The organism is Rubrivivax gelatinosus (assembly GCF_016583785.1).
Lineage (GTDB): Bacteria > Pseudomonadota > Gammaproteobacteria > Burkholderiales > Burkholderiaceae_C > Rubrivivax > Rubrivivax gelatinosus_B.
The window spans coordinates 41,973-64,702 of the sequence record NZ_NRRU01000016.1 but is presented as its reverse complement, the minus strand read 5'-3'; the positions used below and the strand labels follow the sequence as shown (position 1 = coordinate 64,702).

Below are 22,730 nucleotides of genomic sequence, written 5' to 3'. Positions count from 1 at the left end.
CTTCGGGGGGGGGCCATCCCTAGCCGGGGAAGTTCTCGGGGATCTTCGCCTTGCCCCGCGCCTCGGCCGGCGTGATGACATTGCGTCGCACCAGGTCGGCCAGGTTCTGGTCCAGCGTCTGCATGCCCAGGCTCTGGCCGGTCTGGATCGCCGAGTACATCTGGGCGATCTTGTTCTCGCGGATCAGGTTCTTGATCGCCGAGGTGGCGATCATGATCTCGTGCGCGGCCACGCGCCCCGAGCCGTCCTTCAGCTTGCACAGCGTCTGCGAGATCACCGCGACCAGCGACTCCGACAGCATCGCGCGCACCATCTCCTTCTCGGCTGCGGGGAAGACGTCGACGACGCGGTCGATGGTCTTGGCGGCGCTCGAGGTGTGCAGCGTGCCGAAGACCAGGTGGCCGGTCTCGGCCGCGGTCAGCGCCAGGCGGATGGTTTCCAGGTCGCGCATTTCGCCGACCAGCACGGCATCCGGGTCCTCGCGCAGCGCCGAGCGCAGCGCGTTGGCGAAACTCAGCGTGTGCGGGCCGACCTCGCGCTGGTTGACCAGGCACTTCTTGCTCTCGTGCACGAACTCGATCGGGTCCTCGACGGTGAGCACGTGGCCGTACTCGTTTTCGTTGAGGTGGTTGACCATTGCCGCCAGCGTCGTGCTCTTGCCCGAGCCGGTGGGGCCCGTGACCAGCACCAGGCCGCGGGGCTTGAGCGCCAGGTCGGCGAAGACCTTGGGCGTGCCCAGCTGTTCCAGCGTCAGGATCTTGCTCGGGATCGTGCGGAACACCGCGCCCGCGCCGCGGTTCTGGTTGAACGCGTTGACACGAAAACGCGCCAGGCCCTGGATCTCGAAGCTGAAGTCGCACTCCAGCGTGTCTTCGTAATGCTTGCGCTGGGCGTCGTTCATGATGTCGTAGACCATCTTGTGGTCCAGCGGCTCGACATTGATGCGGCGGACGTCGCCGTGCACGCGGATCATCGGCGGCAGGCCGGCCGACAGATGCAGGTCGGAGGCCTTGTTCTTGACCGAGAATGCGAGCAGCTGGGTGATGTCCATACGACGCGAGGGCAGGCGAATCGCCCAGTGATCGAACGATTATGGGCAGCATCTCAAGCAACCTGCAAGAAGTGAAGCGGCGTATTGCCGCGGCCGCGAATGCGGCCGGCCGTGACGCGCAAAGCGTCACGCTGCTGGCCGTCACCAAGACATTTCCCGCCGCCGACGTGCGCGCCGCATGGGCGGCCGGCCAAGCCGCTTTCGGCGAAAACTACGTCCAGGAAGCGCTGGCCAAGATCGGCGAACTCGCCGATCTGCGGCCGCAGCTCGAATGGCACCTGATCGGCCCGCTGCAGAGCAACAAGACGCGGCCGGTGGCCGAGGCTTTTGACTGGGTGCATTCGGTTGACCGGCTGAAGATCGCCCAGCGCCTGGCCGAGCAGCGCCCGGCCTGGCTGCCGCCGATGCAGCTGTGCCTGCAGGTCAACGTCAGCGGCGAGGCCTCCAAGAGCGGCTGCGCGCCCGAAGACCTGCCGGCGCTGGCGCATGCGGTCGCGGCGCTGCCGGCCGACCGGGTGCGCCTGCGCGGACTGATGGCGATCCCCGAGCCGGCGGCCGACGCGGCGGCCCAGCGTGCGCCGCTGGCGCAGCTGCGTGCGCTGATGGCGCGGCTCAACGCCGAAGGCCTGGGGCTGGACACGCTGTCGATGGGCATGAGCGCCGACCTCGAGGCCGCGGTCGCCGAAGGTGCGACCCTGGTGCGCATCGGCACCGCGATCTTCGGCCGGCGCTAGGTCGCGGCCTCAGTAGAGACCCAGAGCCAGCCCGGCCTCCAGCGCCAGCGCGATCAGCAGCGCGACGATGGCCGCAGCTTCCATTGCTTCCAGCCGGCGTTGTTCGCGGCGCTGGGCCTGCGCGGGCAGTTCGCCCCATCCCGACGGCATGACGCTCGTCGGGCCGGGCGCGCCGGCGCCTTCGTTGTTCCAGAACATCGCCACTCCCTGTGCGCTGCGATGGTGCTCACGGCCGCGCCGCGCCCCATCGTCCTGAGAGCAGGATCGGCTGATACGGATTGAAACAGCAGGGTGCGAATGCTGCGGATTCGTCGAATCCGGTTATTTCAAACGGGAATGCGGGCGCTGTTCTTCACTTCTTCCATGACCGCGTAGGTGCGGGTCTCGCGCACGCCGGGCAGGGTCCAGATGACGCTGCCGATGAATTCGCGATAAGCCGCCATGTCGGCGACACGTGTCTTCAGCAGGTAGTCGAAGCCGCCGGCGACCAGATGCGCTTCGAGGATCTCCGGGCGCACCTGCACCGCCGCCTTGAAGGTGTCCATCACGTCGTGCACGGTGCGGTCGAGCAGGATCTCGACGAAGACCAGCAACCCGGCGCCGAGTTTCGTCGGGTCCAGCCGCGCTTCGTAGCCGACGATGTAGCCCTCGCGCGTCAGGCGCTTGACCCGTTCGAGCACTGCGGTCGGCGACAGGTGCACGGCCTCGGCCAGCTTCAGGTTGCTGATGCGGCCGTCGGCCTGCAGCACGCGCAGGATGCGGCGGTCTATCTTGTCCAGCTCGCGCGGGCCGCCGCGGTGGCCGTGTTCGGTCAGGCTGTCGTCCATCCGTGGGATTCTCGGTCAAGCGGGGCCTAAACCGAATCCGATGCGGCGCGGCACGTTTCACACTGCGCCCGTCCGTCCCCTGGAGCCCGACCATGCCCGTCCCGTCGCCGCGCGAGCGCCTGCCCTTTCCGTACCGCCCCGAGTCCGAGGCCGTCGCCGCCGCGCTCGCTTCGCTGCAGGGCGGGCTCGACTGGGACGCCGTCATCGACAGCGCCCGCCCCTGGGTCGAGTCGGTGCGCGCCAATCCGGCCCCGTTCTGGGCGATGGAGTCGCTGCTGCGCGAGTACCCGATCTCCAGCGCCGAAGGCCTGGCGCTGATGCGCCTGGCCGAAGCGCTGCTGCGGGTGCCCGACGCCGAGACCGCGGTTGCGCTGACCGCCGACCAGCTCGGCCGCGCCGACTTCGAGGCCGGCGGCGACGAAGGCCCGCACAAGATGCTGGCCAGCCTGTCGGCAAGCGCGATCGCGCTGTCCAAACGGTTCCTGCCCGACGCCGAGCAGCCCGCCGGCCTGCTGCAGCGACTGGGGGCGCGCACCGTCGTCGCCGCCACCGTGCGGGCGCTCCAGCTGCTGGGGCGCCAGTTCGTGCTCGGCCGCAACATCGACGAAGCGATGAAGGAGGCCGCGGCGCAGCGCAAGCTGCAGCCCATGCTGCGCTTCAGCTACGACATGCTGGGCGAGGGCGCGCGCACCGAAGCCGACGCCGAGCGCTACCAGGCGAGTTATCTGAACGCGATCGACGCGATCGCGGCCAACGCCGCGGCGCGCGGTCCGGGCACGCCGATGGAGCGCGACGGCATCTCGATCAAGCTCTCGGCGCTGTTCTCGCGCTACGAGGACGCGCAGCGCGAGCGTGTCTTCGAGACGCTGCTGCCGCGTGTCTGGGCGCTGGTCGAACGCGCCGCCGCGGCCAACCTGAACCTGACCGTCGACGCCGAGGAGGTCGACCGGCTGGAGCTGTCGCTGGACGTCTTCGAAGCCGTCGCCCAGCGCATCGCCGCCGCCTGCCCGCAGTGGCAGGGTTTCGGCCTGGCGATGCAGGCCTACCAGACGCGTGCGCTGGCGCTGATCGACGAGGTCGCGGCGATCGCGCGCCGCCACGGCCTGCGTTTCATGGTGCGCCTGGTCAAGGGCGCGTACTGGGACGGCGAGGTCAAGCGCGCGCAGGAACTGGGGCTGCCGGCCTACGCGCTGTTCACGCACAAACAGCACACCGACATCTCCTACCTGGCCTGTGCGCGCGCGATGTTCGGCCACGCCGACGTGCTGTTCCCGCAGTTCGCGTCGCACAACGCCGGCACCATCGCCGCCATCCTGCAGCTGGCGCGCGCCGCCGGCACGCCCTTCGAGATGCAGCGCCTGCACGGCATGGGCGAAGGTGTCTACCGCGAGGTGCTGAAGGACGGCAGCGTGCCCTGCCGCGTCTACGCGCCGGTGGGTGAACACCGCGATCTGCTGGCCTACCTGGTGCGCCGGCTGCTGGAGAACGGCGCCAACTCGTCCTTCGTGCACCAGCTGGCCGACCCGGCCGTGGCGCCGCAGGAGCTGCTGGCCTCGCCGCTGGTGGCCGTGGCCGCGTCCGGCCTGCCGCTGCCGCCGGCGCTGTACGGCCCGTCGCGGCCGAACTCGGCCGGCGCCGACCTGGCCTGCGAAGCGATGCGCGCGCCGCTGCTGGCCGCCATTGCCGCCACCCGCGTCGAAACCGTCGCCGAGACCCGGGCCGAAGACGCCGGTGCCGCGATGGCGCGTCTGGCCGCCGGTTTCCCGGCCTGGAGCGCAAGCCCGCTGGCCGAACGTGCCGCGGCGCTGCGCCGCGCCGCCGACCTGCTGGAGCAGCGCCTGCCCGAGTACTGCGGCCTGCTGGTCAGGGAAGCGCACAAGACGCTGGGCGACGCTATCTCCGAGGTGCGCGAAGCCGCCGACTTCTGCCGCTACTACGCCGAACAGGCCGAGGCACGGCTGGCCGAACAGCTGCTGCCGGGCCCGACCGGCGAGCGCAACACGCTGCGCCTGCACGGCCGCGGCGTCTTCGTCTGCATCAGCCCCTGGAACTTCCCGCTGGCGATCTTCGCCGGCCAGGTGGTGGCCGCGCTCGTCGCCGGCAACAGCGTCGCCGCGAAACCGGCCGAGCAGACGCCGGCGGTCGCGAAACGTTTCGTCGCGCTGCTGCACGAAGCCGGCGTGCCCGGGGACGCGCTCGAGCTGCTGCACGGCCCGGGCGAGACCGTCGGCGCGGCGCTGGTGGCCGACGTGCGCACGGCCGGTGTCTGCTTCACCGGCAGCACCCAGGTGGCACGCCTCATCAACCGCACGCTGGCGGCCAAGGACGGCGCCATCGTGCCGCTGATCGCCGAGACCGGCGGCCTGAACGCGATGATCGTCGACAGCACCGCGCTGCCCGAGCAGGTGGTCGACGCCGTCGTGCAGAGTGCCTTCCGCTCGGCCGGCCAGCGCTGCTCGGCGCTGCGGCTGCTGGCGGTGCACGAGAGCGTAGCCGACGGCGTGTTCAAGATGCTGGCCGGCGCGATGGCCGAGCTCTCGCTCGGCGACCCGGCGCTGCTGGCCACCGACGTCGGCCCGGTCATAGACGACGAGGCCTACGCCGGCCTGGCGCGCCAGATCGCGCGGCTGCGCCAGCAGGCGCGCCTGGTCGGCGAGACGCCGAGCCCGGCCGTGCCGGTGATGCCGCGACTGGTGCCGCCGGTGGCTTTCGAGATCGGCGCCGTCGAGGAGCTGCGCGAGGAGATCTTCGGCCCGGTGCTGCACCTGGTGCGCTGGAGCGGCGACGTCGACGCGCTGGTGGCGCGCATCAACGCGCTCGGTTACGGGCTGACGCTGGGCGTGCAGACGCGCATCGACAGCCGCGCCGAACGCATCGCCGCGCAGGCGCGCATCGGCAACGTCTACGTCAACCGCAACATCATCGGCGCCGTCGTCGGCGTTCAGCCTTTCGGCGGCGAAGGCCTGTCGGGCACCGGCCCCAAGGCCGGCGGCCCGCACTACCTGTACCGCTTCTGCGCCGAGCAGACGCTGACGGTGAACACCGCCGCCGCCGGCGGCAACGCCGAGCTGCTGGCCGGGATGGGCCACTGAAAACGAGGCCGGCGCCTTCGCGGCGCCGGCTCGGCCCTCAGGCGCGAAATCGCGCTCGCGCCAGGCTCAGTTCAGGTACATGCCGAGGTAACGCCGGCCGTGGCTGACGACCTCGGGGTCGGGGCAGACCTCGAACCACTCGACCATCTGCAGCCGCGCCTTCTCGCGCCAGTCGGCCTTGTCGCGCAGCACGATGTCGAGCAGCTGCTCGAAGGCGGCCGCGAAGTCGCCGCGGTGCGCGTGCAGCGCGGCGAGCGTGAAGCGGGCGTCGAAGTCCTTGGGGTTGGCGGCGATGCGCGCGGCCAGCGCCACCGGGTCGCCCGCGGGCGCCGAGGCCGCCAGCGCCAGGCGCTTGGCGAGGCGGCCGTGGCGCTCGTCGCGTTCGGCTTCGGGGATGGTGTCGAGCAGTGCCTGCGCCTCGGCCAGCGCACCGTCGGCGATCAGCGCCTCGGCTTCGTCCAGCGGGCCCCAGGCGGGCTCGGCCTCGGGCGGCTCCTCGGCCGGGCCGAGGTGGCGGTCGAGGAACTCGCGGATCTGGCCTTCGGGCAGCGCGCCGAGGAACTGGTCGACCGGCCGGCCGCCGGCGAACAGCGTCACCTGCGGGATGCTGCGGATGCCCATCGCCTGCGCCACCTGGGGCGACTCGTCGGTGTTGAGCTTGGCGAGCACGAAGCGGCCGCCGTAGGCCTCGACCAGCTTGTCGAGGATGGGGCCGAGCGAACGGCAGGGCGCGCACCACGGCGCCCAGCAGTCCAGCAGCACGGGCACGTCCAGCGAACGGTCGAGGACGGCGGTTTCGAAGTCGAGGTCGGAGACCTCGTAGGACAGCGTCTGGGTCGTCATGGCGGCGGGTTTTTCTAGTCGAGCCGGATGCCCAGGCGCGTGATCACCGGGCCCCAGCGCTGGATGTCGGCGTCGATCGTACGACGGAAGTCGGCGGCGCTGCCGCCGACCACGGCGAGCCCCTGCGCCGCCAAAGCCTCGCGCAGCGCCGGCTCGTGCAGCACGGCGTTGACGTCGGCGTTGATGCGCGCCAGCACCGCGGCCGGCGTGCCCGCCGGCGCCAGCAGCCCGTTCCAGGCCATGGACTGCACGTTCGCATAACCGGCCTGGGCCATCGTCGGCAGCTCGTCCAGGCCGTGCAGGCGCTGCGTGCCCGTCACCGCCAGCAAGCGGATCTTGTGGTTGCGCACGTGCGGCAGCAGCGCCGGCGCGGTCATGAAGCTGGCCTCGGTTTCGCCCTGTGCGACGGCGAGTGCCGCCGGCGGCGAGCCGTTGTAGGGCACGTGCACCGCGTCGAAGCCGGCTTCGTGCCGGAACAGCTCCATCGTCAGGTGCGCCGAACTGCCGTTGCCCAGCGACGAGTAGCTGACGCCGCCCGGGCGCCGGCGTGCCCAGGCGACGAACTCGGCCACCGTGCGCGCCGGCACCTGGGCTGCATTGACCGCCAGCACGTTGGGCTGCGAGGTCGTCATCACCACCGGCAGCAGGTCGCGGGCCGGGTCGTAGGGCATGCGGCGGTAGAGAAAGGGCGCGAACGCGACCGGGCCGTTGAAACCGAGGGCCAGCGTGTGGCCGTCGCGCGCCTTGGCGGCGATGTCCAGGCCGAGCACGCCGCCGGCGCCGGGCCGGTCCTCGACCAGCACCGGCCGGCCCCAGCGCGGCGCCAGGCGTTCGCCGAGCGCACGTGCGATCAGGTCCAGCGAGCTGCCGGGCGCACTCGGCACGACGATGCGCACCGCGCGTTGCGGCCAGGGCGGGTCGGCGCGGCTGCCGCGGGCGGCGGCCAGCGCCGCGAGGCTGGCGAGGGCGGTTCTGCGCTGCATGGCGATTGCGCTTCTTTACGGGGGGCCATGGGGCCGAGCCTAAGATGGTACGAGCACCCCGTATGCCGGCGCCATGCGCCGCGCACCGGCGCATTGGCAAACAGAACAAGGAGAAGACGATGATGATTCGACGCCCCAGCGCCCGCCTGGCCGCCCTCGTGGCCGCGGCCGCCGTGCTCGCCGGTTGCGAGAACATGGACGAACGTTCGCGCGGCACCGCCACCGGCGCCGCGATCGGCGCCCTCGGCGGCGCCGTGCTGAGCAAGGCCACCGGCGGCAAGGCCGGCACCGGTGCCGTCGTCGGCGGCGTCGTCGGAGCGGTCGGCGGCAACCTGTGGTCCAAGCGCATGGAAGACAAGCGCCGCGCGATGGAGCAGGCCACCGCCGGCACCGGCATCGACGTCGCGCGCACGCAGGACAACGAGCTGAAGGTCAACGTGCCCAGCGACCTGTCCTTCGCCGTCGGCCGCGCCGACCTGCAGCCGTCGCTGCGCCCGGTGCTCGACCAGTTCGCCCGGGGCCTGGACCAGACGATGCACGTGCGCATCGTCGGCCACACCGACAGCACCGGCAGCGACGCGATCAACGACCCGCTGTCGCTGGCCCGGGCGCGCACCGTGCGCGACTACCTCGAAGACCGCGGCGTTCCCGCCGCCCGCCTCGAGATCGCCGGCCGCGGCGCGCGCGAGCCGGTGGCCGACAACAACACCGACGCCGGCCGCTCCAAGAACCGCCGCGTCGAGATATTCTTGACTGAGAGCCCCCAAGCTCGCTGACGCTCGCTACCCCCCAGGGGGGCCGTCCGCCGACGGCCCGGCAGAGCCGGGCCGTGGCGGGAAGCTTGATCGCCAGCGGTCGGGTGCTTTACCGCGCTCGCTGACCTCAGGGATACAGGCCACGTTCCTCACGGGCCATCAGGATGCGTTCGCAGGCCACGGCGAAGGTGGCGGTGCGCAGCGTGATGCCGTGGTGGTCGGCGGTGTCCCAGATGCGCTTCAAGGCGCCGATCATGATCTTGTCCAGGCGCACGTTGATCTCGTCCTCGGTCCAGAAGAACGAGCTGAAGTCCTGCACCCACTCGAAGTAGCTGACGGTCACGCCGCCGGCGTTGCAGATGACGTCGGGCACGACCAGCACGCCGCGTTCGGCGAGCGTGTCGTCGGCGTCGGGCAGGGTCGGGCCGTTGGCGCCTTCCAGCACGATGCGGGCCTTCAGGCGCAGCGCACGCGCCACCGTGATCTGGCCTTCCAGCGCCGCCGGCACGAGGATGTCGCAATCGACGTCCCAGAAGTCCTCGGTCGCCATCACCTCGGCCGCGCCGAAGCCGGCGACGCCACCGGTCTGCCGGACGTGCGTGGTCAGCGCGGCGATGTCCAGGCCGTCGCCGTTGAAGATCGTGCCCGAGTGGTCCTGCACCGCGACCAGCTTGCTGCCGGCCTGGCCGAAGAGTTCGGCCGCCGACGAGCCGACGTTGCCGAAACCCTGCACCGCGACCCGCGCGCCGTTCAGGTCCATGCCCAGGCGACGCGCGGCTTCGCGCCCGGTGACGAAGACGCCGCGGCCGGTGGCTTTCACACGGCCCAGCGAGCCGCCCAGGTGGATGGGCTTGCCGGTGACGACGCCGGTGGCGGTGGCGCCGACGTTCATCGAGTAGGTGTCCATCATCCACGCCATGATCTGCGGGTTGGTGTTCACGTCCGGTGCCGGTATGTCCTGCTGCGGGCCGATGATCAGCCCGATCTCGCTGGTGTAGCGCCGCGTCATGCGCTCCAACTCCTTGTGCGTCAGCTGCTTGGGGTCGACGCGCACGCCGCCCTTGGCGCCGCCGTAGGGCAGGTTGACGGCGGCGTTCTTGACGCTCATCCACGCCGCCAGCGCCATCACTTCCTCGAGCGTGACGTCGGGGTGGTAGCGCACGCCGCCCTTGCCCGGGCCGCGCGACATGTTGTGCTGCACGCGGTAACCCTCGAAGTGCTCGATGCGGCCGTCGTCCATCTCGATCGGGATGTCGACGATCAGCGCGCGTTTCGGGCGCTTCAGGGTCTCGACCCAGCGTGCCAGGTGGCCCAGATAGGGCACGACGCGGTCGACCTGGGCGAGGTAGGTGCCCCAGGGGCTGTGCGGTGTCGGATGGACGAAAGAGAGCGGTTGCGGCATCTAGGCTTCCTGATCGGATGGGGGGGCGCGCGCCGGGTTGCGGCCTCGTGGGCCGGCGCCGGCTGCGCAGTGCCGCGACTGTAGGCCGCGCCTCGTGGCAGGGGATCGGAGCCGACCCGGTGTTTTCATGCATCTTTTGCATGACCCCAGACCGCGGGCGGACCGCTGACAATGTGTCGATGACCCTCACCGAGCTCAGATACATCGTCGCCGTCGCGCGCGAACGGCATTTCGGCCGTGCCGCCGAGGCCTGCAACGTGTCGCAGCCCACGCTCAGCGTCGCGGTCAAGAAGCTCGAAGAGGAGCTCGACGTCAAGATCTTCGAGCGCGGCACGGCCGAGGTCAGCGCCACGCCGCTGGGCGAGGAGATCGTGCGCCAGGCGCAGCAGGTCATCGAGCAGGCGCAATCGATCCGCGAGATCGCCAAACGCGGCAAGGACCCGGTGTCGGGCCCGCTGCGCATGGGTGTCATCTACACCATCGGGCCCTATCTGCTGCCCGACCTGGTGCGCAGCGCGATCGAGCTCGTGCCGCAGATGCCGCTGATGATCCAGGAGAACTTCACCGTCAAGCTGCTGGAGTCGCTGCGCACCGGCGAGCTCGACTGCGCGATCATGGCCGAGCCCTTCCCCGACACCGGCATGGCGGTGGCGCCGCTGTACGACGAGCCGTTTCTCGCCGCGGTGCCGCGCAGCCACCCGCTGGCCGCACGCGAGGCGGTCAGCGCCGAGGAGCTGAAGGCCGAGACCATGCTGCTGCTGGGCACCGGCCACTGCTTTCGCGACCACGTGCTCGAGGTCTGCCCCGAGTACGCGCGCTTTTCCAGCGACGCCGAAGGCATACGCAAGAGCTTCGAAGGCTCGTCGCTGGAGACGATCAAGTACATGGTCGCCGCCGGCATGGGCGTCACCGTCGTGCCGCGGCTGTCGCTGCCGGCCGAGCCCGACAAACACGTCGCCTACATCCCGTTCCACGAGCCGGTGCCGACGCGGCGCGTGGTGCTGGTCTGGCGCCGCACCTTCACGCGCTACGAAGCGATCGCGGCGCTGCGCAACGCCATTTACGCCTGCGAACTGCCCGGGGTGCGGCGTCTGACCGCCTGATCCCGCCCCCCCGCTGTGGCGAATTAAGCGGTTTTGCCCGATTTGTCGAGTTCCCGCGCCGCTTATGGCGCGACGGCCTGACATGCGCGCCTCTTACATTGGTGCAAAGAAGACGCCCCGCGGTGGCCTGACCTGCCGCGAACGTCCACACCAAGAGAGGACCGTCAGACCATGCGCGTCAACCTGCCTGTCACGCAGAAGGAATACGAGTACCCGGCCGATGCGCTGATCGTGTCGACGACCGACGCGCAAGGCCGCATCACCCACTGCAACCACGCCTTCGTGGAGATCAGCGGCTACACCTACGACGAGCTGCTGGGCCAGCCGCACAACCTGATCCGGCACCCCGACGTGCCGCCGGAGGCCTTCAAGGACCTGTGGCAGACCATAGGCCGCGGCCGTCCCTGGTCGGGCATCGTCAAGAACCGGCGCCGCAACGGCGACCACTACTGGGTCAAGGCGAACGTGACGCCGGTGATGGACCAGGGCAAGCCGGTGGCGTACCTGTCGGTGCGGTTTTGCCCGACACGCGACGAGATCCGCGCCGCCGAAGCGTTTTACGCCCAGGTCGCGGCCGAGCGTGCCTCGGGCCGGCCGACGGTGCGGCTGCATGCCGGGCGCGTGCGCCATCTCGGCTGGCGCGACCTGCCGGGGCGTGTGCACCGCCTGTCGCTGTGCTCGCGCCTGGCACTGTTGATGGGGGCGCAGCTTGCGCTCGGCATCGGCGTGGCCGCGGTCGCGCCGCTGCCGGTGGCCGCCGCCGTCGGCGCGGTGGCGGTGCTGCTGAGCACCGTCGTGCTGCGCCAGCACCTGCAGCGCCGCCTGGCCGAGGCCGAACGTTTCGCCCAGGAACTCGCCGGCTGCGACCTGAAGACCTCGGTCGAACACGTGCACCCGCACCCGTTCAGCGCGCTGACACGCTCGCTGATCCAGATCCAGCTGAACCTGCGCGCGGCGATCAGCGACGCACGCCAGGAAGTCGACGGCACGGCAGACGCCACCGCCGGCATCGCGCGCGGCAGCGAGGACCTGTCCGCCCGCACCGAGGCCCAGCACGACGCGCTGCAGAAGACCGCGGCGTCCATGGACGAGATCGCCGGCACGGTGCGCCATACCGCTGCCACCGCCGGCGAGGTCGCGCGCCAGAGCGTGCAGACCGCGACCGTCGCCGCCGACGGTGGCCAGGCGATGGAGCGTGTCGGCGCGACGATCCGGGCGATCGAGTCCTCGTCGCGCAAGGTCTCCGAGATCGTCCAGATCATCGAGGGCATCGCTTTCCGCACCAATCTGCTGGCGCTCAACGCCGCGGTCGAGGCCGCGCGCGCCGGCGAGCAGGGCCGCGGCTTCGCCGTCGTCGCCGCCGAGGTGCGGGCGCTGGCCCAGCGCAGCGCCACCGCGGCGCAGGACGTGCGCGGGCTGATCATGGCCTCGGTCGAAAACGTCGCCGACGGCGCCCGCCAGATGGACGCCGCCAACGAGACCATCGGCCGTACGGTCGGCGAGGTGCAGCGGGTCGGCGAGATGATCCAGGCCATCACCCGCGCGGCCGAGGAGCAGTCGGCCGGCATCGAGCAGGTCAACGGCGCGGTCAGCGAACTCGGGCGCATGACCGAGGCCAACGCCGAACTCGTGCAGCAGACCGCGAACGCGGTGCAGGCGCTGCACCAGCGCACCGAGACGCTGAAACGTTCGGTGCAGCTGTTCAAGCTCTGATGCTGGCGATGGCTATCGCCGGATTCGAAACGATCTAATGGAGCTATTGGCCTCGCGTTCTTAAGCTGCTCGTCATGCCGGACCTCCGGCCTTCCACAAGGAGAGCGCATGACGAACACCCGCCTGACCACGGCTTCCGGCATCCCCGTCGCCGACAACCAGAACTCGATGAGCGCCGGTGCCCGCGGCCCGCTGCTGCTGCAGGACGTGCACCTGATCGAGAAGCTGCAGCACTTCAACCGCGAGCGCATTCCCGAGCGGGTCGTGCACGCCAAGGGCTCGGGCGCCTACGGCCGGTTCACGGTGACGCAGGACATCACGCGCTACACCAAGGCCAGGCTGTTCAGCGCGGTCGGCAAGACGACCGAGACCTTCGTGCGCTTCTCCACCGTCGGCGGCGAGAAGGGCAGTGCCGACACCGAACGCGACCCGCGCGGCTTCGCGATCCGCTTCTACACCGAGGACGGCAACTGGGACCTCACCGGCAACAACACGCCGACCTTCTTCATCAAGGACCCGATCAAGTTCCCGGACTTCATCCACACGCAAAAGCGCTGCCCGTTCTCCAACCTGAAGTCGCCGCAGATGATGTTCGACTTCTGGGCGAACACGCCGGAGAGCCTGCACCAGGTGACGATCCTGTTCTCCAACCGCGGCACGCCCGACGGCTACCGCCACATGGACGGCTTCGGCAGCCACACCTTCAGCCTGATCAACGAGGCCGGCGAGCGCGTCTGGGTCAAGTGGCACTTCAAGACCCAGCAAGGCATCAAGAACCTGAAAGCGCGTGACGCCGTGCGCATCGCCGGTGAAGACCCCGACTACGCCCAGCGCGACCTGTTCCAGGCGATCGAAAGCGGCCGCTTCCCGCGCTGGACCGCCTACGTGCAGGTGATGGACGACGCCCAGCGCCTCGACTGGGAGCGCCGCACCGGCTGGGACGCCTTCGACCTGACCAAGGTCTGGCCGCAGGGCGAGTTCCCGCGGCTGGAAGTCGGCGTGCTCGAACTCGACCGCAACCCCGACAACTACCACGCCGACGTCGAGCAGGCGGCGTTCAGCCCGGGTCACGTCGTGCCGGGGCTGGGCTTCAGCCCCGACAAGATGCTGCAGGGCCGGCTGTTCGCGTACCACGACGCCCAGCTCTACCGCGTCGGCACCAACCACCAGTACCTGCCGGTGAACCGCCCGCGCTGCCCGGTGCAGCACCAGCAGCGCGACGGTGCGATGGCGGTCGAGAACTTCGGCCGGGCGCAGAACTACCAGCCGGTGGATGCCGCGGGTGTGCCCGACGGCGACCACGGCCACGGCGAGCCCGGCTGGGCGCTGAACGGCACGAGCGGCCGCTTCGACCCGCGCCCGGCGGCCGACGACTACACGCAGCCCGGCAACCTGTTCCGGCTGCTGTCGGCCGAAGAGCGCCAGGACCTGTTCGACAACATGGCCGGGCCGCTGTCGCAGGTCGACGCCACGCTGCAGGACCGCTGGCTCGGCCACCTCGCCAAGGCCGACCCGGCCTACGCCGAGGGTGTTGCGGCCGCGCTCAGGGCCCGGAGCGCACGATGAAGCGCCTGAAGCCCATCATCGGCGGTGCCATCGTCGCCTTCGGTCTCGCGGTGCTGGCCTCTGGCCGGCACCCGTTCGCCTGACACTTGCGCCGGCTATGCTCGCCCTGTCCCGCGGCTTCGTTAGAGTCGCGGGGCATATCGACTTTCAGGAGAGAGTGAATGGCAAAGAAGAAGGCCACCGGCTCCGCGCCGGCCATCAACATCGGCATCAGCGAGAAGGACCGGGCGGCGATCGCCGAAGGCCTGAGCAAGCTGCTGGCCGACACCTACACGCTGTACCTGACGACGCACAACTTCCACTGGAACGTCACGGGGCCGATGTTCAACACGCTCCACACGATGTTCATGACCCAGTACACCGAGCTGTGGACCGCGGTCGACCCGATCGCCGAACGCATCCGCTCGCTCGGCCACCACGCCCCGGGCTCCTACGCCCAGTTCGGCGCGCTGGCCTCGGTGCCCGACGTGCCGGCGACGCCGCCCAAGGCGCTGGCGATGGTCAAGATCCTCGTCGACGGCCACGAAGCCGTGGCGCGCACCGCACGCGGCATCTTCCCGCTGGCCGACAAGGCCGGCGACGAGCCCACGGCCGACCTGCTGACGCAGCGCCTGACGGTGCACGAACAGACCGCCTGGATGCTGCGCTCGCTGCTCGAAGAATGAGCGCCGCGGCCCGCTGACGGGCCGCCCGATCGTGTACGACGCCCCGCCGGGGCCGGCCCACGCCGGCTTCGGGCGGGGCTTTTTCATGAGCGCCGACGATAATTCGCGGTTCGCCCGAGAAAAGCCCATGGCCACCGAGACTTCATCCCGCCTCGACAGCGAAGTGCGCCGCCGCCGCACCTTCGCCATCATCAGCCACCCCGACGCGGGCAAGACCACGCTGACGGAGAAGCTGCTGCTGTTCTCCGGCGCGATCCAGATCGCCGGCTCGGTGAAGGCGCGCAAGGCCAGCCGCCACGCCACCTCCGACTGGATGGAGATCGAGAAGCAGCGCGGCATCTCGGTGGCGAGTTCGGTGATGCAGATGGAGTACCGCGACTGCGTCATCAACCTGCTCGACACCCCGGGCCACCAGGACTTCTCCGAAGACACCTACCGCGTGCTGACCGCGGTCGACGCGGCGCTGATGGTCATCGACGCGGCCAACGGCGTCGAGCCGCAGACGCGCCGCCTGCTGCAGGTCTGCCGCGCGCGCAACACGCCCATCCTCACCTTCGTCAACAAGATGGACCGCGAGGTGCAGGCGCCGCTCACCCTGATGGACGAGATCGAGCGTGAGCTCGGCATGAGCGTCGTGCCCTTCACCTGGCCGGTGGGCATGGGCAAGTTCTTCGGCGGCGTGCTCGACCTGGGCAAGGACCAGATGCGCGTGTTCTCGCCCGGCGAGGAGCGTGCGACCCAGGACGACGAGATCATCCATGGCCTGGCCAACCCGGTGCTGGAGGAACGTTTCGGCAGCGCCTACATGGAAGCCGCGGGCGAGGTCGAACTGGTGCAGGAGGCTTCGCCCCCGTTCGACGAGACCGAGTTCCTGGCGGGGCGCCAGACGCCGATGTTCTTCGGCTCGGCGATCAACAACTTCGGCGTGCGCGAGGTGCTGGACGCACTCGTCGACATGGCGCCGGCACCGGGTTCGCGCCCGGCGCTGCAGCGCGAGGTGCAGCCGGCCGAGCCCAAGTTCACCGGCGTCGTCTTCAAGATCCAGGCGAACATGGACCCGGCGCACCGCGACCGCATCGCCTTCCTGCGCGTGGCCAGCGGCCACTTCGAACGCGGCATGCGGCTGAAGGTGGTGCGCTCGGGCAAGGAGCTGCGGCCGAACACGGTGGTGAGCTTCCTGTCGCAGCGCCGCGAGCTGCTGGAAGAGGCCTTTGCCGGCGACATCATCGGCATTCCGAACCACGGCGTGCTGCAGCTCGGCGACACGCTGACCGAAGGTGAGAGCCTGCAGTTCACCGGGCTGCCCTTCTTCGCGCCGGAAATGTTTCGCGCCGTCGAAGTGGCCGACCCGCTGCGCACCAAGCAGCTGCGTGCCGGCCTGACCCAGCTCGGCGAAGAAGGCGCGATCCAGGTCTTCCGCCCGGTCGCCGGCAGCTTGCTGCTGCTGGGCGCCGTCGGCCAGCTGCAGTTCGAAGTCGTCGCCCACCGGCTGGAGCACGAATACGGCGTCAAGGCGCGCATCATGCCGGCGCGCTACAACGTCGCGCGCTGGGTCACCTGCGATGACGCCGACGGCGGCGAGCGTGAACTCAAGCGTTTCATCGACGGCAACGCCCACCGCGTCGCGCTCGACGCCGTCGACGCGCCCTGCGTGCTGCTGGAATACGCCGGCGAGCTGCGTGCGATGCAGGAGAACTGGCCCAAGATCAAGTTCCACGCGCTGCGCGAGCACGCCGGGCTGGTGTTCCAGAAGCAGCTGGACGGCTGATCAGCGCAGCCCCAGGTGCTGCGCCCCGGGGCTGCTCGCTTGACGCTTGTGGATGCAGCGTAATACGCTGCGTATTTCCTGATCCCGGGCGAGCACCATGACCGTCACCGTCAAGCTCGACGCCGCGCTCGAACAGCGCCTGCGCGACAGCGCCCAGCGCAGCAAGCGCAGCACCAGCGATGTGATCCGCGCCGCGCTGGTCTGTTACCTGGACGCCGGCGAGGCGGCCGCGCCGCCGTCGGCCTACGAGTTGGGCGCCGAGCTGTTCGGACGCTACGAAGGCCCGGCCGATCTGTCCGGCCGGCACCGGGAACACGCGGCCGAGGTCTGGGCCGACAAGCGCCGCGGGCTCGATGGCAGCGTCTAAGCCGCGATCGGCCGCCGCGGCTGCGGTGGCGGCCCAGGAACCACCGCCGCCGCCGTTGCTGCCGCACCGCGGGCCGGTGCTGGTCGACAGCGGGCCGCTGCTGGCGCTGATGAATCGGCGCGACGCCTGGCACGCGCGCACACGCGACTGGCTGGCGGCCAACCGCGAGGCGCAGCTGATCAGCACCTGGCCGGTGCTGAACGAGGTGACGGCGCTGCTGTCGCGCCGCATCGCCAGCGCAGCCGCAATCGACTTCCTGCGCTGGGTGCAGCGCGGCGCCGTCGTCGTCGACACGCCGCAGGCGGTGTCGCTGGCCGAGGTGCTGGCGATCAGCGAACGGTTTGCCGACCTGCCGTTCGACCTCGCCGACGCGTCGATCGCCGAAGCCGCGGCACGGCTGAAGATCCGCCACCTGCTGTCGGTCGATTCCGACTTCGACGTCTACCGCGACCGCAGTGCTCGCGCGCTGATCAACCTGCTGACGGCCTGATCGCGCTCGCTCGCGCGCTGCGCATCGTCACCGACCAGCGTAACGCCGGCACCGGCGGCAGCCCGTGCTGCCAGCCCCAGCGCGCCGGGCCGCTCATCCGGTAGGCCGAACGCGGCGCCAGGTCCAGGCTGATGACGTCGTCGCGGCTGCCGCTTTCCGGCGGCCAGGGCCGCAGCCGCAGCCGCGCCGGGCCGCCGAGCGAGACACCGGCGATCAGCTCGTACTGCGGCGCGTCGCGGTGCCAGCCCAGCGGCGTGCCGGGGCGGTACTCGGACATCAGCACCTGCACGATCTCCTCCGCCGCCAGGCCGGCCCAGGCCGCGAGCCGCGTGCGCAGCGTGGCCAGCGCCGGCGGCAGCTCGTGCAGCGGCCGCCGGTTCGGCTCGTCGGCGCCGACCTCGTGCCGCGCCGAGCCCCAGGCGACGACCCGTCGGCGCGCCGTGTACTGGTGGTAGCGCGCCTCGGCAAACGGCAGCGTCGCGGCCAGGTCGATCAGCGCCGCTTCCTCGGCCGGCGTGGCGAAGTCGGGCGTGAAGACGAAACCCGGCGGCAGCAGTCCGGCGCTGCCGAAGAGGTCGGGCTGCGCCGTCGACAGCGGCGTGTTCACGGCAGCGCGCCGCCGCGCGCCACCGGGTCGGCGGCGCGCAGATCGTCCAGCCAGGCGGCCCACGCCGTCTCGCGTTCGGCCGGGTCGCCGCGCAGCAGCGCGGCAGGATGCAGCGTCACCAGCACCGGCAGGCCGTCGTCGCGCCTGAGCCAGCGGCCGCGTTCCTGCATCACGGCGACCGGGCGGCCGAGCAGCTGGCGCGCCGCGGTGGCGCCGAGCGCGATCGCGGCTTGCGGCCGCACGAGCGCGATCTCGGCTTCGAGCCAGTGCCGGCAGGCGTCGGCTTCGTGCTGCGCCGGCGTCTTGTGCATCCGGCGCCTGCCACGCAGCTCGTACTTGAAGTGTTTGACGGCGTTGCTGACGTAGGCGACGGAGCGCTCCCAGCCGAGCGCGGCGAGCGCGCGCTCGAGCAGCTGCCCCGACGGGCCGACGAAGGGCCGGCCCTGGTGGTCTTCCAGGTCGCCGGGCTGTTCGCCGACCAGCATCAGCGGTGGGTCCAGCGGGCCTTCGCCGAAGACGGTCTGCGTCGCGAGCGCACCCAGCGCGCAGTCGCGGCAGGCCGAGGCGGCCTCGCGCTGCGATTCGAGCGCGATGCGGCGCGCGGGCCGGTCGGAGGCGGGCGGCACCGGCGTGATCATCCCGGCGGAGCCGTTGGCGGTGGGCAGGAGCTGCCCGACCGGCGCCTCCGGTTCGAACTCAGGTCGCGGCGCCCTCGCCGCAGCCGGCAAGCGCCGTGCTGCAGCGCTGGGCGGGCAGGCCAGCATCACCTGGGTGCGCGCGCCGGCCTGCGCCGTCAGCGTCGGGATCAGCGCCGCCTCGGGCAGCAGCTCGCGATGGCGCCGCGGCAGGTGCTGGTCCAGCGCCCGGGTGTTCAGCCGCGCCGGGTTGAAGGTGCTGGCGTAATAGGTCAGCCAGAGCGCTTCGCCGGCGTCGGCGCCGGGTGCGTCCTCGCGCCGTGCGCCGGGGCCGAAGCTCAGCTGCGCGCCGTCCCAGCGCGCGCTGCGCCGCGGCGTCAGCAGGCACCAGCGCAGCGTCGCGAAGCGGCGCGCGAAGAAGGGCGCGACGGCGTCGACCACGTGGTGCGCCGGCTCGTACCAGGCGGCCTGCCAGGGCTGGTCGTCGGCGTCGGTGAAGCCGCGGAAGCGCACGAAAGCCTCCATGTGGTGCTGCTCGCGCCGCACCGCCTGCGCCATCGCCGCGGCGCGATGCCGGTCGGCGTCCAGCGGGTCGCGGCGCAGCGCCGGCTCGCGCTGCAGCCGCCACAGCAGCCGGTACAGCAGCGTGAAACGCGCCGGGTCGGCGTGCTGCACGACGTCCGACGCGAGTGCCACGAAGGCTGCCGGCGCGGCCAGCGGCGGCGCGTCGGGCCAGGCCGGCGCGGGCGCCGGTTCGGCAGCGAAGAGGTCGGCGTCGGCGCCGCCGGCCACGCTCCAGGCGATGGCTTCGGGCGGTGTGCCGGCCGCGAGCAGCCGGCGAGCGGCGGCGCGAAAGCCGTCAAAGTCGGCCTCGTGCGCGAGTTCGACCCGGCTCACCTGCACTCCTCGGGCCAGTCGGCCCGTGCTGCCGGGCAAATGAGCGCCGGACCCGCCGGCAGCGTCCGTCGTGCACCCGCCGCCCGCCCGGCCGGTTCCGGCGAGCGGGCATGAGACATGGCTTTCATGCCGGCGCCGCGTCGAACAGCCCGAGCTGCTGCGCCGGCCGCGGTGCGGCGGCGTCGGGCACCTTGCCGGGCCGGTGGTCGGCGAGCACGACGAAGGGCAGGGCCTTGGCCAGCGGCACCCGCAGCGCCTTCAGGTCGGCGTGGCGCAGGCGGCGGCCGTGCCGCGCCACCAGCAGGCGCTCGACGGTGCGTACGCCCAGCCCGGGCACGCGCAGCAGCAGCTCGCGCGGCGCGGTGTTCAGGTCGACCGGGAAACGTTCGCGGTGCGCCAGCGCCCAGGCGAGCTTGGGGTCGTGCTCGAGCACCAGCATGCCGTCGCTGCCGGTGACGATCTCGTCATGGCCGAAACCGTAGAAGCGCACCAGCCAGTCGGCCTGGTACAGCCGGTGCTCGCGCGCCAGCGGCGGCGCCACCGGCGGCAGCGCCCGTGCGGCGTCGGGGATCGGGCTGAAGGCCGAGTAGTAGACGCGGCGCAGCCGGTAGTCGCGGTACAGCGTCGCGGCGGTGCTGATGATGCTGCGGTCGTCGCTGGCGTCGGCGCCGACGATCATCTGCGTGCTCTGGCCGCCGGGCGCAAAACGCGGCGGCGGCGCCCGCCGGGGCGGGGCGCCGGGCAGAGAGACCGGGGGGCGTTCGCGCGCCGCGTCCTTGGCGTCCTCGATGCGCTGGTGCAGCCGGCCCATCGCGCCGCGGATCGCCAGCGCGTCCTTCTGCGGCGCCAGCGTCGCCAGGCCTTGCGCCGTCGGCAGCTCGACGTTCAGGCTGAGGCGGTCGGCGTGGCGGCCGGCGGCGGCCAGCAGCCCGGGGCTGGCATCGGGGATGGTCTTCAGGTGGATGTAGCCGCGGAAGTCGTGATCCTCGCGCAGCCGGCGCGCCACCTCGACCAGCTGCTCCATCGTGTGGTCGGGGCTGCGCACGATGCCCGAGCTGAGGAACAGGCCCTCGATGCAGTTGCGGCGGTAGAAGTCCAGCGTCAGCGCGACGACCTCGTCGATGCGGAAACGTGCGCGCGGCACGTTGCTGCTGACGCGGTTGACGCAGTAGAGGCAGTCGTAGACGCAGTAGTTGGTCAGCAGCAGCTTGAGCAGCGACACGCAGCGGCCGTCGGGCGTGAAGCTGTGGCAGATGCCCATGGGCGCGGTCGAGCCGATGCCGCGCCCGCCACGCGAGTCGCGCGGGGCGGCACCGCTGCTGGCGCAGGACGCGTCGTACTTGGCGGCGTCGGCGAGGATGGCGAGCTTGCGGATCAGATCCATGCTGTATGAATATACAGTTTCCATGCCGGGCGCTCACCGGATAATCGCCGCCGTGATCGCCGCGCGCCGCTTCAATCTCTACCTGGACCTGATCCGCTGGGACCGCCCGGCCGGCTGGCTGCTGCTGCTGTGGCCGACGCTGGCGGCGCTGTGGATCGCCGCCGACGGCTTCCCCGGTCTGCACCTGATCGCCGTCTTCACGCTGGGCACGGTGCTGATGCGCAGCGCCGGCTGCTGCATCAACGACGTCGCCGACCGCGAGTTCGACCGCCACGTCAAACGCACCGCGCAGCGCCCGGTGACCAGCGGCGCGCTCGGTGTGCCCGACGCGCTGGGCGTCGGCGCGGCGCTGGCCTTCGTCTCGTTCCTGCTGGTGCTGACGACCAACCCGCCGACGATCCTGCTGTCCTTCTTCGGGCTGGCGGTGACGCTGGTCTACCCCTACGCCAAACGTTTCGTGTCGATGCCGCAGGCGGTGCTGGGCGTGGCCTTCAGCTTCGGCATCCCGATGGCGTTCGCGGCCGCGCAGGGCGGGCAGGAATGGAACTTCGCCGCGGTGCCGCCGGCCGCGTGGTGGCTGCTGCTGGGCAACCTGTTCTGGGTGCTGGCCTACGACACCGAGTACGCGATGGTCGACCGCGACGACGACCTGCGCATCGGCATCAAGACCTCGGCGATCACGCTCGGCCGGCTGGACGTCGTCGGCGTGATGGCCTTCTACGGCCTGTTCCTGGCGATCTGGGCCGTTGTCGGCCTGTCGCTGGGTCTCGGTTCGGTCTTCCTGCTGGGCATTGCCGCAGCCGCAGCGCAGGCGCTGTGGCACTGGACGATGATCCGCGAGCGCAGCCGCGACGGCTGCTTTCGCGCCTTCCGCGTCAACCACTGGGTGGGCTTCGCGGTCTTCGCCGGGGTCGTCGTCGACCTGGCGGCGCGCTGACGCCGGGCTGCCCCGCAGCCGTCGCGCGTCGAATCGCGCTGCCGCCTCAGGACCCGAACTCGTCGCCCAGCTCGCGTGCCCGTTCGCGCGCCCGGCCCATCGCGCGCACCAGCGCCGGGCCGACGCCGTCGGCTTCCATCGACGTGATCGCCGCGTAGGTCGTGCCGCCCTTGGACGTGACCTGGGCGCGCAGCTCGGCCGGGGGCAGTGGCGAGGCCTCGGCCAGTGCCGTCGCGCCGTCGAAGGTGGCCAGCGCCAGCGCACGCGCCTGGGCCTCGGGCAGGCCCATCTCGACGCCGGCTTTCATCATCGCCTCGAGCACGTAGAAGACGTAGGCCGGGCCCGAGCCCGACAGCGCCGTCACCGCGTCGAGGTCGGCTTCGCGGTCGACCCAGACCGTGCGCCCGGTCGGCGCGAGCAGCGCCTCGATGACGCCGCGTTCGGCCGGTGTCACCGCGTCGCGCGCATACAGCCCGGCGATGCCGCGGCCGATCAGCGCCGGCGTGTTCGGCATCGCGCGCACGACACGCTCGCTGCCGCTCGCGGCGGCGATGGCGTCGCTGCGCACGCCGGCCATCACGCTGAGCTGCAGTGCGCCGCCGATGTGCGCGGCGCAGGGCGCCGCGGCTTCGCGGAACAGCTGCGGCTTGACGGCCCAGACGACGGTGCCGGCTGAGGCCAGTGCCGGGCCGGCCTCGGCCAGCGGCGCCAGGCCGAACTCGCGCTGCAGCCGCTCGCGCTGCGCCGCGAAGGGCTCGACGACGAGGATGGACGCCGGCGCACGGCCGCTCTTCAGCAGCCCGCCGATCAAGGCGCCGGCCATGTTGCCGCCGCCGATGAAGGCGATGTTCGAGGGGTTCATGCGGGGCAGTGTAGCCAGCGGCTCCGCACGCCTCCCGGCCGCCGCCGGT

General features: G+C 71.3%; 21 protein-coding genes. 11 read left to right on the top strand and 10 right to left on the bottom strand.

Annotated features, from left to right (window positions below):
* Positions 1-19: 19 nt before the first annotated feature.
* Positions 20-1,051, bottom strand: coding sequence for a type IV pilus twitching motility protein PilT (locus CKO43_RS06300; RefSeq protein WP_200378171.1), 1,032 nt, complete (start codon positions 1,049-1,051; stop codon positions 20-22).
* 41 nt (positions 1,052-1,092) lie between these two features.
* On the opposite strand from CKO43_RS06300, the gene CKO43_RS06295 reads away from it, so the two are divergent.
* Positions 1,093-1,785, top strand: coding sequence for a YggS family pyridoxal phosphate-dependent enzyme (locus tag CKO43_RS06295; protein WP_200226644.1), 693 nt, complete (start codon positions 1,093-1,095; stop codon positions 1,783-1,785).
* 9 nt (positions 1,786-1,794) lie between these two features.
* Here CKO43_RS06295 and CKO43_RS06290 read toward each other — a convergent pair whose 3' ends face one another.
* On the bottom strand, positions 1,795-1,983 hold the full coding sequence (locus CKO43_RS06290; RefSeq protein ID WP_200226645.1) for a hypothetical protein: 189 nt from the start codon (positions 1,981-1,983) through the stop codon (positions 1,795-1,797).
* A 128-nt stretch (positions 1,984-2,111) separates the two neighbouring features.
* Positions 2,112-2,612: an Lrp/AsnC ligand binding domain-containing protein gene (locus CKO43_RS06285; RefSeq protein WP_200226646.1), complete on the bottom strand. Its 501-nt coding sequence runs from the start codon at positions 2,610-2,612 to the stop codon at positions 2,112-2,114.
* 92 nt (positions 2,613-2,704) lie between these two features.
* Here CKO43_RS06285 and CKO43_RS06280 point away from each other — a divergent pair, with 92 nt between their 5' ends.
* The gene (locus tag CKO43_RS06280) at positions 2,705-5,704 is read left to right on the top strand and encodes an L-glutamate gamma-semialdehyde dehydrogenase (protein ID WP_200378170.1); all 3,000 of its coding nucleotides are present in this window, start codon (positions 2,705-2,707) and stop codon (positions 5,702-5,704) included.
* Between the two features lie 66 nt (positions 5,705-5,770).
* Here the strand turns inward: CKO43_RS06280 and CKO43_RS06275 are convergent, their stop codons facing one another.
* Positions 5,771-6,547: a tetratricopeptide repeat protein gene (locus CKO43_RS06275; RefSeq protein WP_200378169.1), complete on the bottom strand. Its 777-nt coding sequence runs from the start codon at positions 6,545-6,547 to the stop codon at positions 5,771-5,773.
* Between the two features lie 14 nt (positions 6,548-6,561).
* Positions 6,562-7,530, bottom strand: a complete 969-nt coding sequence (locus tag CKO43_RS06270) for a Bug family tripartite tricarboxylate transporter substrate binding protein (protein WP_200378168.1) — start codon at positions 7,528-7,530, stop codon at positions 6,562-6,564.
* A gap of 119 nt (positions 7,531-7,649) precedes the next feature.
* Here CKO43_RS06270 and CKO43_RS06265 point away from each other — a divergent pair, with 119 nt between their 5' ends.
* Complete coding sequence (locus tag CKO43_RS06265; protein ID WP_242477808.1) at positions 7,650-8,306, top strand: OmpA family protein; 657 nt, start codon at positions 7,650-7,652, stop codon at positions 8,304-8,306.
* A 106-nt stretch (positions 8,307-8,412) separates the two neighbouring features.
* Here the strand turns inward: CKO43_RS06265 and CKO43_RS06260 are convergent, their stop codons facing one another.
* Positions 8,413-9,687, bottom strand: coding sequence for a Glu/Leu/Phe/Val family dehydrogenase (locus tag CKO43_RS06260; RefSeq protein ID WP_200226651.1), 1,275 nt, complete (start codon positions 9,685-9,687; stop codon positions 8,413-8,415).
* A 179-nt stretch (positions 9,688-9,866) separates the two neighbouring features.
* Here CKO43_RS06260 and CKO43_RS06255 point away from each other — a divergent pair, with 179 nt between their 5' ends.
* From CKO43_RS06255 to CKO43_RS06225, 7 genes are all read left to right on the top strand, one after another.
* Positions 9,867-10,790 carry a LysR substrate-binding domain-containing protein gene (locus CKO43_RS06255; RefSeq protein WP_200226652.1) on the top strand — a complete coding sequence of 308 codons (924 nt, stop codon included), beginning with the start codon at positions 9,867-9,869 and terminating at the stop codon, positions 10,788-10,790.
* A gap of 171 nt (positions 10,791-10,961) precedes the next feature.
* Positions 10,962-12,503: a methyl-accepting chemotaxis protein gene (locus CKO43_RS06250; RefSeq protein ID WP_200378167.1), complete on the top strand. Its 1,542-nt coding sequence runs from the start codon at positions 10,962-10,964 to the stop codon at positions 12,501-12,503.
* Positions 12,504-12,611: 108 nt separating this feature from the next.
* Complete coding sequence (locus CKO43_RS06245) at positions 12,612-14,069, top strand: catalase (RefSeq protein WP_200378166.1); 1,458 nt, start codon at positions 12,612-12,614, stop codon at positions 14,067-14,069.
* Positions 14,070-14,230: 161 nt separating this feature from the next.
* On the top strand, positions 14,231-14,734 hold the full coding sequence (locus CKO43_RS06240; protein WP_200226656.1) for a Dps family protein: 504 nt from the start codon (positions 14,231-14,233) through the stop codon (positions 14,732-14,734).
* 127 nt (positions 14,735-14,861) lie between these two features.
* Positions 14,862-16,502 carry a peptide chain release factor 3 gene (locus CKO43_RS06235; RefSeq protein WP_200226657.1) on the top strand — a complete coding sequence of 547 codons (1,641 nt, stop codon included), beginning with the start codon at positions 14,862-14,864 and terminating at the stop codon, positions 16,500-16,502.
* Positions 16,503-16,599: 97 nt separating this feature from the next.
* Positions 16,600-16,869: a ribbon-helix-helix domain-containing protein gene (locus CKO43_RS06230; protein WP_200226658.1), complete on the top strand. Its 270-nt coding sequence runs from the start codon at positions 16,600-16,602 to the stop codon at positions 16,867-16,869.
* 55 nt (positions 16,870-16,924) lie between these two features.
* The gene (locus CKO43_RS06225; protein ID WP_242477809.1) at positions 16,925-17,359 is read left to right on the top strand and encodes a type II toxin-antitoxin system VapC family toxin; all 435 of its coding nucleotides are present in this window, start codon (positions 16,925-16,927) and stop codon (positions 17,357-17,359) included.
* Here the strand turns inward: CKO43_RS06225 and CKO43_RS06220 are convergent.
* From CKO43_RS06220 to CKO43_RS06210, 3 genes are all read right to left on the bottom strand, one after another.
* The gene (locus CKO43_RS06220; RefSeq protein ID WP_346728214.1) at positions 17,340-17,966 is read right to left on the bottom strand and encodes an alpha-ketoglutarate-dependent dioxygenase AlkB; all 627 of its coding nucleotides are present in this window, start codon (positions 17,964-17,966) and stop codon (positions 17,340-17,342) included. The genes CKO43_RS06225 and CKO43_RS06220 overlap by 20 nt on opposite strands.
* Positions 17,963-19,498, bottom strand: a complete 1,536-nt coding sequence (locus tag CKO43_RS06215; protein WP_200378165.1) for a UdgX family uracil-DNA binding protein — start codon at positions 19,496-19,498, stop codon at positions 17,963-17,965. The genes CKO43_RS06220 and CKO43_RS06215 overlap by 4 nt, the downstream gene beginning before the upstream one ends.
* A 124-nt stretch (positions 19,499-19,622) precedes the next feature.
* Positions 19,623-20,882, bottom strand: a complete 1,260-nt coding sequence (locus CKO43_RS06210; protein WP_200378164.1) for a putative DNA modification/repair radical SAM protein — start codon at positions 20,880-20,882, stop codon at positions 19,623-19,625.
* 52 nt (positions 20,883-20,934) lie between these two features.
* On the opposite strand from CKO43_RS06210, the gene ubiA reads away from it, so the two are divergent.
* Positions 20,935-21,819, top strand: a complete 885-nt coding sequence (ubiA, locus tag CKO43_RS06205) for a 4-hydroxybenzoate octaprenyltransferase (protein WP_346014395.1) — start codon at positions 20,935-20,937, stop codon at positions 21,817-21,819.
* Positions 21,820-21,865: 46 nt separating this feature from the next.
* Here the strand turns inward: ubiA and proC are convergent, their stop codons facing one another.
* Complete coding sequence (proC, locus tag CKO43_RS06200) at positions 21,866-22,681, bottom strand: pyrroline-5-carboxylate reductase (RefSeq protein WP_200378163.1); 816 nt, start codon at positions 22,679-22,681, stop codon at positions 21,866-21,868.
* Positions 22,682-22,730: the final 49 nt, after the last annotated feature.